The sequence below is a fragment of the Agromyces sp. NSFZ genome, from assembly GCF_056156205.1.
Genome location: NZ_CM149585.1, coordinates 622,784 through 635,525, shown reverse-complemented (window position 1 = coordinate 635,525; position 12,742 = coordinate 622,784). Strand labels below are relative to the sequence as shown.

Genomic DNA, 12,742 nt, shown 5'->3' with positions numbered 1-12,742 from the left:
TGGCCCGGTCCTCGGGGAATTCACGGCGACGTCAGAACGCGTTCAGCCCCGTGAGCTCCCGGCCGAGCACGAGCTGGTGGATCTCGTCGGTGCCCTCGTAGGTGCGCACCGACTCGAGGTTCGCGGCGTGCCGCATCACCGGGAAGGCGTTCGTGATGCCGTCGCCGGCGAGGATCGCGCGGGCCTCGTGGGCGATCTGCAGGGCCTCCCGCACGCTGTTGAGCTTGCCGACCGAGACCTGCGCGGGCGTGAGCGCGCCGCGCTCCTTCAGCCGGCCGAGGTGCAGGGCGAGCAGGATGCCCTTCTCGACCTCGACGAACATGTCGGCGAGCTTGGCCTGGATGAGCTGGTTCGCGCCGATCGGCCTGCCGAACACCTCGCGCTCGGTCGAACGGGCCAGCGCCGACTCGAGGCACGACCGCGCGGCACCCATGGCGCCCCACACGATGCCGTACCGCGCCTCGTTGAGGCATCCGAATGGACCCGAGGGACCGGATGCCCCAGGCAGCATCGCCCCGGCCGGCACGCGCACCCCGTCGAGGTCGATGTCGCACTGCACCGAGGCGCGCATCGAGAGCTTGCCGTCGATGGCCGTCGCCGTGAAGCCCGGTGTCGAGGTCGGCACCAGGAACCCGCGCACGGCCTTGGCCCCGGACCCGAACGCGCCGCTCGGATCCTCGACCCTGGCCCAGACCACCGCCACGTCGGCGAGGGTCGCGAGGCCGATCCAGCGCTTGGCGCCGTCGAGCACCCACTCGTCGCCGTCGCGACGTGCGGTGGTGGTCATCGCGGCGGGATCGCTGCCGCCCTGCGGCTCGGTGAGCGCGAAGCATCCGATGAGCTCACCCTTCGCCATGCCGGGGAGCCACTGCTGCTTCTGCTCCTCGGAGCCGTACTTGTGGATCGCACTCATGGCGAGCGACCCCTGCACCGAGACGAACGTGCGCCAGCCGCTGTCCGCGGCCTCGAGCTCGAGGCACACGAGCCCGTACGAGACGGCGCCGGCCCCGGCGCATCCGTAGCCCGTGAGATGCATGCCGAGGAACCCGAGCTCGCCGATCTCGCGCACGAGTTCGCGGCGGAAGTGCTTCTGCTCGAAGTCGTCCTCGATCACCGGCAGGATGCGCTCCTGGGCGAAGCGCCGGGCGCGCTGCTGCCACTCGCGCTCCTCGTCGGTGAGCAGGGCGTCGAGGTCGAAGACGGCGTCGATGCGGGGCGAGGTGACGGTGACATCGGTCATGGGGGTCCTTTCGTTCATGAGGGCGGGAGCCAATCGGCGCCGTCGTGCTCGCCGAGCGCGGGCGGCGCGGCGCGGTAGTCGGCCGGCGAGGCGGAGAGCCCGATGGGGTTCGCCATCGAGCGATGCGCACCACCGGCGCCGTGGGACTCGGGCGCCAGGGCGACCGGCTCGAGGCCGAGCGCATCGGCGAATGCGATCGCCTCGGCCACGTCGTTCACGAGGCCGGAGGGCACGCCCACGCGGGTGAGGGCGCCGACCCAGTGGGCCGCGGATGCCCCGGCGAGCGCCTGTTCGATCGCGTCGTGCAGCTCGTCGCGATGGGCGACGCGCGCGGTGTTGCCGCGGAAGCGCTCGTCGCCGGCGAGGCCCGGCACCCCGAGCACCTCGGTGAGCGCACGGAACTGCTTCTCGTTGCCGACCGCGATGACGAGTCCGCGGTCGGCGGCGCGGAACACCGCGTACGGCGCGATGCTCGGATGCTGGTTGCCCATTCGTCGAGGCGCAGTGCCGGTGGCGAGCGTCGAGGAGGCCTGATTCGTGAGTGCCGACAGCAGGCTCTGCAGGAGGTTCACCTCCACGAGCTGGCCGACCCCGGTGCGGTCCCGCTCGCGCAGCGCGAGCAGGATGCCGGCCACGGCGTTCTGGCCGGTGAGCACGTCGACGAGGGCGACGCCCGCCTTCGAGGCCTCGCCGTCGGGCGCGCCGGTGATGCTCATGAGCCCGCCGACGGCCTGCACGAGCAGATCGTATCCGGCGAGCGCGGCGCCCTCGCCCGTGCCGAACCCCGTGATCGAGCAGTACACGACTCCGGGGTTCGCGGCGCGCACGGCCTCATGGTCGAGCCCGAACCGTGCCATCACGCCGGGGCGGAAGTTCTCCACCACGACGTCGGCGGACGTCGCGAGCCGGCGTGCCTCGGCGAGCCCGGCGGCATCCGAGAGGTCGAGGACGACGGACCGCTTGTTGCGGTTGACGGCGCCGAAGTAGGTGGCGCGCCCCGCCGCATCGACCGGTGGGGTCCAGTGCCTGGTGTCGTCGCCCGAGGGAGACTCGATCTTGATGATGTCGGCGCCGAAGTCGGCGAGCAGCATGGTCGCGTAGGGGCCGGCGAGCACGCGCGAGAAGTCCGCGACGCGCACGCCCGCGAGCGGTGGTGCAGGTCGCTGGTGCATGGGGTCCGCCTTCGCCGGTCGACGACCGCCGTGGTCGCCATCAATTCCTCCTATCCTGAATGATTTTCCCGTGCGGCGCCACTCGCGCCCCATCCGCCGGGGTAGCCTGAACGCATGGAGCCGAGGGTGGGGCCGGGTGCGCGCGAAGCCGTGTTCGCCCAGCTCGCCGACGCCGGGCGCGCCGAGCAGGTCGCGCAGCGACTCACCGACGGCATCGTGCTCGGGGTGCTGCACGCGGGTGAGCGCCTGCCCAGCGAGCCCGAACTCGCCCGGCGCTTCGGCGTGGCGCTCATCACGGTGCGCGAGGGTCTCGGGATCCTGCGCGAAGCGGGCCTCGTCGAGACCCGCCGCGGGCGCGATGGCGGCAGCTTCGTCGTCGAGGGCGACGCCGAGCACCGCTCGCTGATCACCTCCCGGTTGCGCGCGCTCGCCCAGGTCGAGCTCAGCGACATGGCGGTCTACTTCGGTGCGATCTTCGGGGCCGCGGCCGAACGGGCCGCAGAGCGTGCGGCCGAGGGCGACGGCGAACGCCTCACCGCGTGGCTCGCCGCTGCGGACTTCGGCGCCGCGCCATCCGCTCGCACCAACCAGGGCGGGTTCTTCCTCGAGGTGGCGGTGCTCAGCCAGTCGGCCCGCATCGTGCGCGAGCAGATCCGACTGCAGGCGGAGTTCGGTCCGCTCCTGCTGCTCGGCCTCGATGACGAGTCGGTGCGCACCGAGGCGACGGCACGGAATCGCGCCATCGCGCGCGCCGTCACCGCGCACCGACCGCCGAAGGCGCGCGAGGCCGCGGGCACGCTAGTGCGCGTGCTCTCCGAGCACCTGCTCGCCGCGAAGGCCCGGATCGAACGTGGAGGAGCCCTCGATGAGCCGATCAGCGCGTGACGTCGCGGCGGCCGTGGGCGCCGTGTTCGCGGGCGTGTTCGACCAGCTCTCGGCGTGGCGGGCACCCATCGAGCACCTCGTCGCGACCGCTCCCGAGGTGCGGCCGGCCGAACTCGACGGCGCCGTCGCCGACCTCGTGCTCCCCCGCCTCGTCGAGCCCGACCCGCTCCTCGTCGGGGCGGGCTTCATCGCCGACGGCGAGATCGTGCGCGGCCGCGACGTGCACTTCGCGTGGTGGCTCGGGCCGCTCGACGCGAACCCCGTGCTCGGGTCCACGACCGAGCCCACGCGCCTCGACCTGACCACGCGCGGCTACACCGAGTATCTCCGCGACTTCCGCGCACTCGAGTGGTACGCGATCCCCGCGAGCACGCGGCACGCGCACGTCACCGGGCCGTACGTCGACCACCTCTGCACCTGCGACTACATCCTCACCCTCACGATGCCCGTGCACGCGAGCGACGACCGCATGGTCGGGGTCGTCGGGGCGGATGTCTCGGTGCGCGGCCTCGAGCGGGAATTCCTCGCGGCCCTCCTCGACGTGCCGGAACCGCTCGCCCTCGTGAACGAGGCCGGCCGCGTCGTGGTGTCGACGGAGCCGACGCTCCAGGTCGGGCAGCTCGCGGCTGCGTGGCGGCTCGCCGAAGCCTGCCCCGGCACCCCGTTCCGCGTGCTCGTCGCGCCCACGGCCGGCCCCGGTGCATCCGGCTCGTATTGAATCATTTGCTGTTATATCTTTGACGGACGAGCGTATGCACCGCGGCAGACGAGCTCTGGCGTGCGTGCACCCGAGAAGGAGAACCCCATGAGCTATGCCGTGACAAATCCCGCGACCGGCGAGGTCCTCAAGACCTACCCGACGATCACCGATGCGGAGCTCGAGACGGCCATCGCGGCGGCCGACGAGGCCTTCCGCACCTGGTCGAAGTCGACGACCGTCGACGAGCGCGCCGCCCTCATCCGCCGCGTCGGCGAACTGCACGTCGAGCGCCGTCAGGAGCTCGCCGAGATCATCGTGCGCGAGATGGGCAAGCCCATCGAGCAGGCCCTCGCCGAGGCCGACTTCGCCGGCGACATCTACACGTACTACGCCGACCACGCCGCGGAGTTCCTGAAGGACGAGCCGGTGAAGCTGCTCGCCGGCGACGGCTCGGCGGTGGTTCGACGGAGCGCCCTCGGCGTGCTGCTCGGCGTCATGCCGTGGAACTTCCCGTACTACCAGGTCGCGCGCTTCGCCGGCCCCAACCTCATCATCGGCAACACGATCCTGCTGAAGCACGCCGAGCAGTGCCCCGAGTCGGCGGAGGCGATCCAGCGCATCTTCACCGACGCGGGCTTCCCCGAGGGCGCCTACGTCAACGTCTACGCCACGCACCAGCAGATCGAGACCGTCATCGCCGACCCGCGCGTGCAGGGCGTCTCGCTCACCGGCTCGGAGCGCGCGGGCGCCGCGGTGGCGGAGGTCGCGGGCCGTCACCTCAAGAAGGTCGTGCTCGAGCTCGGCGGATCCGACCCGTTCATCCTGCTCTCCACCGACGACCTCGACACCGCCGTGCAGAACGCCGTCGACGCCCGCCTCGACAACAGCGGCCAGTCGTGCAACGCGGCCAAGCGCTTCATCGTGATCGACGAGCTCTACGAGCCGTTCCTCGAGAAGTTCACGGCCAAGATCGCCGAGGTCGAGGCGACCGACCCGACCTCGAGCGACTCGGCCCTCGGGCCGCTCTCGTCGCTCAAGGCGGCCGAGGGCCTCGAGCAGCAGGTGAAGCGCGCGGTCGAGCACGGCGCGAAGCTCGTGCACGGCGGTACTCGTGAGGGCGCGTTCTTCCAGACGACGGTGCTGACGGATGTCTCGAGCGACAACCCCGCGTCGAAGGAGGAGTTCTTCGGGCCGGTCGCGCAGGTCTACCGCGCTGCCGACGAGCGCGACGCCGTGCGCATCGCGAACGACATCCCGTTCGGCCTCGGCTCGTACGTCTACACGACCGACCCGGAGCAGGCCGACCGCGTCGCGAACGAGATCGAGGCCGGCATGGTCTTCGTGAACGTCGTGCTGGCCGACGGTGCGGAACTGCCGTTCGGCGGCGTGAAGCGCTCGGGCTCGGGCCGTGAGCTCGGCCGCTTCGGCGCCGACGAGTTCGTGAACAAGAAGCTCATCCGCGTCGGCTGACGACGATCGCACGAACGGGAGCGGGCGTCCAGACCGGTTCGCCCGCTCCCGTTCTCGTGTTCACGCGCTCACCCGCTCCGGTTCCCCTCGCCTCGGGGACGTCGCCACCTGCGGACTACCGTGCGCCGCGATGTGCCTGGCGAGGTACGCGGCGTCACGGACCATCCCCGGCAGGCTGTCGGAGTTGATCGAGTACATGAAGTCCTGGCCGAGGACGTACAGCCCGGGCACCGACTCCACGACGCCCCGCCACTGCCGGAGCCGCCCCGCCACATCGAAGGCGGGCACCTCGATCCACCCGAGTTCCCTGCGGAATCCCGTGCACCAGATCACGTTCGTCACGTCGAGGACGCGTTCACCGGCGACGACCGGGAGTCCACCACGGACGCCGGTCACCCGCCCGACCGACTCGACCCCGGCGGCGGCGAGCTCCCTCCGCCGGGTCCGGATGAGCGGTGCGGCGCGGGTCGCGAGCTTCGGCAGCACGCGTCGCCCGATGGGCGAGCCGAGTGAGAGCACGTGCAGGCCCGCGAACCGCACGAAGGGGAAGACGAACCGTGCGGCCGCGCGACCGTGTCGCACGGGCAGTTCGCCGCCCGGCGTTCCCGCGACGGTCGTGGGGTGCGTGCGGCTGAGCTCCAGTGCGATCTCGGCGCCCGAGTTGCCGAGCCCGACGACGAGCACGGGACCGGGCTGCAACTGGCCCGGATTCCGGTACTCGCCCGAGTGCAACTGGAGGACGGATGCCCCGAGCCCACGTGCGAGGTCGGGCACCTTCGGCTCATCGAACGCGCCGGTCGCGACGATGACGCGCGCCGCCGTCCAGCGACGATCGCCCGCGGAGACCACGAAGCGGTCGTCCTCCCGCCGGAGCCCGTCCACGCGCACACCGGTGTGCACCGGCAACCCGAACCGGGCGGCATACGCCTCGAGGTAGTCGGCGAGTTCGTCCTTGGCCGGGAAGTGGAGCGGATCACCGGGGAACGGCATCCCCGGGAGCCCGTCGTACCTGGCCGGCGTGAACAGCCGGAGCGAGTCCCAACGCATACGCCACGCGTCGCCCACGCGTTCGTGGGCGTCGAGGATCACGAAGTGACGTCCCTGTCTCATCAGGTGGTACCCGATCGCGAGGCCGGCCTGTCCGCCGCCGACGACGACGGCGTCCAGCACGCGGCCTGATCCGTACTCGATGTCGTTGTGCATGATGCGACCTCCACGACGGCGATGTTCCTCGTGCCGAGGCTACGGATCAGGCGACGGAGGCCGCCTCGGATGAATCACCCATTTCGCTCGGGGCGGCGTGGCGAGTTCTGTGCAGTGGCCGATCAGCCGGCAAGGTCGTGCTGGTAGGCGAAGGCGGTCGCCGCCGACCTCGACGAGATGCCGAGCTTGGCGTAGATGTTGCTGACGTGGCGGGCGACCGTCTTCTCGCTGAGGTAGAGGTCCAGCGCGATGCGTCGATTGGTCTTGCCCGCCGCCACGAGCCGCAGCACCTCGATCTCCCTCGGACTCAGGCCGCCGACCCGATCCGGCGTGCCGGAGGCCAGCAGGGATCGGGTGGCCTCGAGCGCGGTCCGGGCATCGAGCTCGGCGAACGCGGCGAGGGCGGCATCGAGCTCCATGGCCGCCGACGCGTCGTCTCCCGATGCGCGGCAGGCCCGCGCGGCGATCACCCGGCACTGCGCCGCCTGGTAGGGCACGTCGAGTTCGCGCCAGCGGGCCCACGCCCGCCGCGCCATGGGCAGGGCGGCGCCGGCGTCACCCTCCTCCAGGACGGCCGCCGCGTCGGCCTGATCGACGATGCCCCGGATCATGGGCATCGCACACGTCTGCTGCACCGCCCGCAGCTCCTCGACGAGCGCCCGTGCGGCGGGGACGTCGCCTGCGGCGATCTCGATCTCGACGGCCGCCGCGAGCATCCAGCGCCGTTCCGCCGGATCCGCCCGGTCCACGGCACCGCGGATCAGCGACTGGGCGAGCTTCGTCCGGCCCTGGGCGAGGCGGAGCAGAGCCAGGCCGGGCTGGGGCTCGTATCCGGTCTGGGCGGCCCGCTCGTACGACGATTCCGCGAGCTCGAGCTCCCCGCGCAGCCGATGCACCTCACCGCCCTGGTACCAGGCGCTGAACAGGCCGTCGCGGTCTCCGCGCCCCGCTCGCTCCTGCGCCGACCCCGCGGCCGCGAGCGCGTCTCCCCACGCCCCGTGCAGGATGAACAGGGCCGCACGCTGGGCCTGGCACTGCCCGCTGAAGGCGACCATGTCGGGTTGCGCCTCGCACCAGTGGTCGAGCGCGCGCGTCCATTCGTGGGCGCGACGCAGGTCGAAGGCGAGTCGGCAGCACTGGAGCATGGCGCAATAGACGATGCCCGACGGGATCGGGGAGATCTCCCCGGCCGTGACCGCGACCATCACCTCGTCGAGGAGCATCAACCCCGACTCGGGGTCTCCCACCATGATCCTCGCCTGACCCTGCCCGAGGTGCGACAACGCGATCAGGTCGGGGTCGCCGAACCGGTGTGCGAACTCCGCTGCCTGCTCGAACGCCGCAGCCGCTGCCGCTCCGTCGCCGGCGTACAACGCACCGAGACCCTCGGGGATCAGGAGGAACCCCTGGCTCGCGCCCGCTCCGGGATCCGCCTCGACGAGGCGCTGGGCGCGGGCGAACCAACCGGCACTCCGCGCCCGGTCGCCGAGGTCCATGAGCTGCATTCCGAGCCACGCCGCGCACCGTGTCGCGCCCGCCAGGTCGTCGAGGCGGAGGAACGCCTCATGCGCACGGGTCAGGGCATCGACGCCGTCCTGGGCGCGCCCGACGAGGAACGCGGCGGTGGCGAGGCGCTCGAGGTCCTCGGGCGCGATCGTGGTCTCGCGCTCGGCTCGGCGGAGCTCGGCGATGGCCTCGGTCCACCGACGCTCCTGATATGCGGCACGTCCCCGGTCGAGGGCGGTCGGCGCGTTCATGACGCCTCCAAGGACCGACGACCCGGATGACGCCGAGGCGCCGTCATGGTCCACCCATCAGGCTAGCCTCGTCGCGGCGGCCCGACAATCCGCTCAGGACGCGGCGTACGGCACCCGCTCCCAGCTCAGCACGTCCTCGACGCCGGCGGCGTTCGACCGCACCGAGACCCGCAGCCATTCGTTCGACGTGGCCGCGCCCTCGACGGTCACCCGCCGGAGGTTGTCGACCTCGCCCTGCCCGTAGACCGCAAGCCACGGTGAGCCCGCCGCCAGGGGCGAGTCGTCGGTGAAGACGTGGCTGTCGCCGTTGAAGAGGTAGACCTCGCCGCCGAACGCGCGCGCGCCCGCAGCGAGCGCGTCGACGATCGGGCGGAAGCCGCTCACCAGCTCGGGGTGCGCTGCGACGCCCGCCCCGAGCAGGAACGGGTCGAACATGTCCGCCTGCATCATGACGACGACGGCACGTGCATTGGTCGTCCTCGCGTCGGCGAAGGTGCGCTCGAGCTGCTCCACGTCGGCAGCGGTGCGAGCGGCGACCTCGTCCAGCTGGGCGGCCGTGGGCTCGGTGAGGCCGAGGCCCGTCCACGGCTGCAGGGAGTTGTTGGATCCCTGCACGTTGAGCACCGAGAAGGCCACGCGCTGCAGACCGTAGGTGACGTTCTCGGGCAGCGCCGCATCGGGGACCGTGACCGGCATGTTGGCGCCGAGCGTCGTACCGGAGTCGGCGAAGAACACCGAACGCAGCGCGTCGAGGCGCTCCAGCGGATCGTAGGAGCCGTTGTTCGCGCGGTGGCAGTCCACCCACTCGTTGTCGCCGGGGGTGTAGACGAGCGGGGCCTCGAAGCGATCGAACTGCGCCTTGATCGCGGCGAAGTACTCGTCGGTGCACTGGGCGGATCCCGCCTTGATGTCGCCGACGTGCGCGACGAAGCGGAGGTCGTCCTGGTCGTTGAGTTCCGAGACCATGCGGGGGAAGCGGTCGAACTGGGCGGAGCCGTAGGGGACGTCGCCGGTCACGGCGAAGGCGAACGACTCCTCCTGCGGCGCCTCCGGCCGGGGCGAAGCGGCCTGGGCGGGGGCTGCGGTCGAGCAGAGGAGGGCCAGCACGACGGCGGCGGCTCCAGCGAGGGACAGATTCCTGGTCGATGGCATTCGTGACTCCACAGGTTGATCGGGGGTGCGGCGGGCGACGCCACGGTAGGCGGGACAGGCGACCGCGTCCCGACGTGGAGGTTGCCGGGCGATGAACGGTCGCCGGCCGCGACGTCCCGGAAAACAAATCATCCGGTGCTATAGCTTTGGCGACGAAGGTATGCCATGCTGGCGCCACCGGCGTCCGGGGTGGGCGGACGCGATCGATGAAGATCACGGAAAGGCGAAGATGTCCGAACCCGCGAAGCCGGCCGAACTCGGCGACGGCGAGCACCTGCAGGTCCTCGGCTACGAGGACTCCTTCAACCGCTCCATGAGCCTGTGGGCGAATTTCGCCCTCGGGTTCACCTACCTCTCACCGCTGGTCGGCGTGTACTCGCTGTTCGCCCTGGCGCTCACCGTGGGTGGTCCGCCCTCCATCTGGTGGATCGTCATCGTCGGCGCCGGGCAGTTGCTCGTCTCGCTGGTCTTCGGCGAGGTCGTCTCGCAGTACCCGATCCACGGGGGCATCTACCCCTGGGCGCGGCGGCTCTGGGGCCGGCGCTACGCGTGGATGGCGGCCTGGGTCTACATCTGGGCGATGATCGTGACCATCACGGCCGTCGCCGAGTACGGCTCGGGATTCACCGCGAGCCTCTTCGGCATCGAGCACACGGCGGACACCACCCTGTGGATCACGCTGGGGCTGCTCGTGATCGCACTCGCGATCAACCTCTCGGGCACGAGATGGCTCGCCCGCGTGGCGCGCATCGGCCTCGCCGCCGAGCTCATCGGCGTCATCGGCCTCGGCCTCTACCTCCTGGTGTTCCAGCGCAAGCAGGAGTTCGGCGTGTTCTTCGACACCATGGGCGTCGAGGGCGACGGCAGCTACCTCACGGCGTTCGTCGGCGCCGCCCTGGCAGGGCTCTTCCTGTTCTACGGATTCGAGGCCTGCGGCGACGTCGCCGAGGAGGTCGAGAACCCCGCGCGCCGCATCCCGAAGGCGATGATCATGACGATCCTCGTCGGGGGCGTCTCGGCCCTGTTCTCGTTCGGCGGGTACGTCCTGGCGGCGCCCGACCTCGGCGCGATCGTGGCCGGCGAGGACGCCGACCCGATCCCCGCGATCCTCGAGTCGACGCTGGGCCCGGTGGGCGCGAAGCTCTTCCTCGTGGTCGCCGTCACCGCCTTCCTCTCGTGCGTGCTGAGCCTGCAGGCCGCGGCCAGCCGGCTGCTGTTCTCGTTCGCCCGCGACGAGATGCTCCCCGGTCACCGCTGGCTGTCGAAGGTCTCGGAGAAGAGCAAGGTCCCGACGAACGCCCTCATCGTGGCGTGCACCGTGCCGGGGCTCATCGCCGTGCTGGTCTGGCTGAACGCCGACCTGCTGTATCCGGTGACCGCGTTCGCCGTGCTCGGCATCTACGTGGCGTTCCAGCTGGTCGTGCTCGCCTCGTTGCGGCAGCGGATCCGCGGCTGGAAGCCCGCCGGAGCGTTCTCGCTCGGCCGCTGGGGCCTGGCGGTCAACATCGTCGCGCTCGCGTACGGCGTCTTCGCGATGATCCTGCTCGCGACCCCAGGCGCGTCCGGCGATCCCGTCACCGACTGGATCGTGCTCATCGGCCTCGGCGTCGTGCTCGCCACCGGCCTGGCGTACCTGCTGCTCGCGCGGCCCGACCGCAAGTCGGATGCACCGGCCGGCGACGCCATCGAGGTGGCCGAGCGCCTCCGGGCGCATCGCAGCGAACGCGTCGCGCCGCCCACCGCCGTGCAGTAGGCGAGCATGTCGCGCCCTCGGGGCCCGGACCGGGCCCCGAGGGCGTCATCGTTCCGAGCGCGAGCTCGCCTCAGGAACCGACGCCGAGTTCGAGCGCGAGCGATTCGGCGTGCAGGACGCGCACCGAGATGCCCACGGCATCCGCCTCGCGTACCGTCGCCGCGAGCAGCCGCTCGGCGATCGGCGCGACGCTCGTGACGTCCTCGAAGTCGAGGGCGAGTATCGCAGCACCGGTGTGCTCGAGGAGTCGGCCGCTGTCGTGCACGACCTGTTCGGCCGCCACGAAGTCGAGCTCACCACGCAGCGCGATGGTCACGCTGCCGGTCGATCGGTCGACGGTGATCCCCCCCATGGGCGATGCGGGCTTCGCGGTGTGGTCGAACATGTGCAGGCCCGACCGCGCCGAGAGCGTCTCGAGGAGCGCGACGCCCCGACTGCTGTTGCCGGCCGGATCCAGCGGCGGGCTGAACACCCCGACCCCGAACTCGCCGGGCTTCACGGCGACGATGCCGCCGCCGACACCGGATTTCGCGGGCATGCCCACGCGGAAGATCCACGCACCCGAGCGGTCGTACATGCCGCACGTGGCCATGAGCGAGAGGGTGTCGCGAGCGACGATCTCCTCGACGACCCGCTCGCGCGTGAGCGGGTGGACCCCGCCGTTCGCCAGCGTCGCCCCCATGAGGGCGAGGTCGGTCGTGCTCACGAGCAGCGCGCACTGGCGGAAGTACGGGTCGGTCGCGTCGTCGACGTCGTCGGTGCCGAGCACACCCGCCGCGAGGGTGAGTCCCGCGAGGGCACGGTTGCGGTGGCCCGTCTGCGCCTCCGAGCGGTAGACGGCCTCGTCGAGTTCGAGCTCGCGGCCGGCGAACCGGGAGAGCGAGTCGCGCAGCCGCGCGAACCGCGTGTCGGCTCCGTCGGCAGGGATCAGCGACGTGGTGACGATGGCGCCGGCGTTGATGAGGGGGTTCGCCGGCCTGCCGCCCTCGTCGAGGCTGATGGCGTTGAACGGCTCGCCGCTCGGCTCCACCCCCACATGCCGCAGGACCTCCTCTGGACCGAGCTCGGCGAGTGCGAGCGCGTACACGAACGGCTTGGAGATCGACTGGATCGTGAAGAGCGCGTCGCGGTCGCCCGCACCGTAGACGCGGCCGAGCACACTCGCCATGGACACGCCGAACGCCTCGGGGTCGGCGCGCGCGAGCTCGGGGATGTAGTCGGCGACGGTCCCGTGCACGTTCCTGGATGCGACGTCGACGAGGGCGTCGGCCAGGGCCTGGTCGACCGGGCGGCCGAGCAGGGCGGTGTCGGTGTCGTACCTGGCATCGCCCGGAACCTCCCCCATGGTCGTCATGGTACGCGTGCGGGAATCGGCGCGGCATCCGTGTCCGCTTCCTGATGCCGTCGGCC

General features: G+C 71.4%; 10 protein-coding genes. 4 read left to right on the top strand and 6 right to left on the bottom strand.

Going from position 1 to position 12,742, the window contains the following annotated elements; translation table 11 throughout:
• Window positions 1–31: 31 nt before the first annotated feature.
• Together ACVFI9_RS03035 and ACVFI9_RS03030 are read right to left on the bottom strand one after the other, a co-directional pair.
• On the bottom strand, window positions 32–1,240 hold the full coding sequence (locus tag ACVFI9_RS03035) for an acyl-CoA dehydrogenase family protein (protein WP_474764567.1): 1,209 nt from the start codon (window positions 1,238–1,240) through the stop codon (window positions 32–34).
• A 14-nt stretch (window positions 1,241–1,254) separates the two neighbouring features.
• Window positions 1,255–2,412, bottom strand: coding sequence for a CaiB/BaiF CoA transferase family protein (locus tag ACVFI9_RS03030; RefSeq protein WP_474764566.1), 1,158 nt, complete (start codon window positions 2,410–2,412; stop codon window positions 1,255–1,257).
• Between the two features lie 114 nt (window positions 2,413–2,526).
• On the opposite strand from ACVFI9_RS03030, the gene ACVFI9_RS03025 reads away from it, so the two are divergent.
• The 3 genes from ACVFI9_RS03025 to ACVFI9_RS03015 all read left to right on the top strand — a co-directional run bounded on the left by ACVFI9_RS03025 (window position 2,527) and on the right by ACVFI9_RS03015 (window position 5,467).
• Entirely contained in the window at window positions 2,527–3,297 is a 771-nt protein-coding gene (locus ACVFI9_RS03025; RefSeq protein WP_474764565.1) for a FadR/GntR family transcriptional regulator, read from the top strand.
• A complete protein-coding gene (locus tag ACVFI9_RS03020; RefSeq protein WP_474764564.1) occupies window positions 3,278–4,015 on the top strand; it encodes a cache domain-containing protein in 738 nt (245 codons plus the stop codon). The genes ACVFI9_RS03025 and ACVFI9_RS03020 overlap by 20 nt, the downstream gene beginning before the upstream one ends.
• Window positions 4,016–4,102: 87 nt before the next feature.
• On the top strand, window positions 4,103–5,467 hold the full coding sequence (locus ACVFI9_RS03015) for an NAD-dependent succinate-semialdehyde dehydrogenase (protein WP_474764563.1): 1,365 nt from the start codon (window positions 4,103–4,105) through the stop codon (window positions 5,465–5,467).
• 60 nt (window positions 5,468–5,527) lie between these two features.
• Here the strand turns inward: ACVFI9_RS03015 and ACVFI9_RS03010 are convergent, their stop codons facing one another.
• The 3 genes from ACVFI9_RS03010 to ACVFI9_RS03000 all read right to left on the bottom strand — a co-directional run bounded on the left by ACVFI9_RS03010 (window position 5,528) and on the right by ACVFI9_RS03000 (window position 9,579).
• Entirely contained in the window at window positions 5,528–6,670 is a 1,143-nt protein-coding gene (locus ACVFI9_RS03010; protein WP_474764562.1) for a flavin-containing monooxygenase, read from the bottom strand.
• Window positions 6,671–6,792: 122 nt separating this feature from the next.
• Window positions 6,793–8,427 (bottom strand): LuxR C-terminal-related transcriptional regulator, encoded by a 1,635-nt coding sequence (locus ACVFI9_RS03005; RefSeq protein ID WP_474764561.1) that lies wholly within the window; start codon window positions 8,425–8,427, stop codon window positions 6,793–6,795.
• Window positions 8,428–8,520: 93 nt separating this feature from the next.
• Window positions 8,521–9,579 carry a metallophosphoesterase family protein gene (locus ACVFI9_RS03000; RefSeq protein ID WP_474764560.1) on the bottom strand — a complete coding sequence of 353 codons (1,059 nt, stop codon included), beginning with the start codon at window positions 9,577–9,579 and terminating at the stop codon, window positions 8,521–8,523.
• Window positions 9,580–9,808: 229 nt separating this feature from the next.
• Between ACVFI9_RS03000 and ACVFI9_RS02995 the strand changes: the two genes are divergently transcribed.
• The gene (locus ACVFI9_RS02995; RefSeq protein ID WP_474764559.1) at window positions 9,809–11,332 is read left to right on the top strand and encodes an APC family permease; all 1,524 of its coding nucleotides are present in this window, start codon (window positions 9,809–9,811) and stop codon (window positions 11,330–11,332) included.
• A gap of 70 nt (window positions 11,333–11,402) precedes the next feature.
• On the opposite strand, the gene glsA is transcribed toward ACVFI9_RS02995, so the two are convergent.
• The gene (gene glsA / locus ACVFI9_RS02990; RefSeq protein ID WP_474764558.1) at window positions 11,403–12,677 is read right to left on the bottom strand and encodes a glutaminase A; all 1,275 of its coding nucleotides are present in this window, start codon (window positions 12,675–12,677) and stop codon (window positions 11,403–11,405) included.
• Window positions 12,678–12,742: the final 65 nt, after the last annotated feature.

Excerpts from the sequence above, each read along its gene's own strand:
- ACVFI9_RS03035 (WP_474764567.1), bottom strand. The coding sequence starts at position 1,240 with ATGACCGATGTCACCGTCACCTCGCCCCGCATCGACGCCGTCTTCGAC.
- ACVFI9_RS03025 (WP_474764565.1), top strand. The coding sequence starts at position 2,527 with ATGGAGCCGAGGGTGGGGCCGGGTGCGCGCGAAGCCGTGTTCGCCCAG.
- ACVFI9_RS03000 (WP_474764560.1), bottom strand. The coding sequence starts at position 9,579 with ATGCCATCGACCAGGAATCTGTCCCTCGCTGGAGCCGCCGCCGTCGTG.
- ACVFI9_RS03005 (WP_474764561.1), bottom strand. The coding sequence starts at position 8,427 with ATGAACGCGCCGACCGCCCTCGACCGGGGACGTGCCGCATATCAGGAG.
- ACVFI9_RS03015 (WP_474764563.1), top strand. The coding sequence starts at position 4,103 with ATGAGCTATGCCGTGACAAATCCCGCGACCGGCGAGGTCCTCAAGACC.
- ACVFI9_RS03020 (WP_474764564.1), top strand. The coding sequence starts at position 3,278 with ATGAGCCGATCAGCGCGTGACGTCGCGGCGGCCGTGGGCGCCGTGTTC.
- ACVFI9_RS02995 (WP_474764559.1), top strand. The coding sequence starts at position 9,809 with ATGTCCGAACCCGCGAAGCCGGCCGAACTCGGCGACGGCGAGCACCTG.
- ACVFI9_RS03030 (WP_474764566.1), bottom strand. The coding sequence starts at position 2,412 with ATGCACCAGCGACCTGCACCACCGCTCGCGGGCGTGCGCGTCGCGGAC.
- glsA (WP_474764558.1), bottom strand. The coding sequence starts at position 12,677 with ATGGGGGAGGTTCCGGGCGATGCCAGGTACGACACCGACACCGCCCTG.
- ACVFI9_RS03010 (WP_474764562.1), bottom strand. The coding sequence starts at position 6,670 with ATGCACAACGACATCGAGTACGGATCAGGCCGCGTGCTGGACGCCGTC.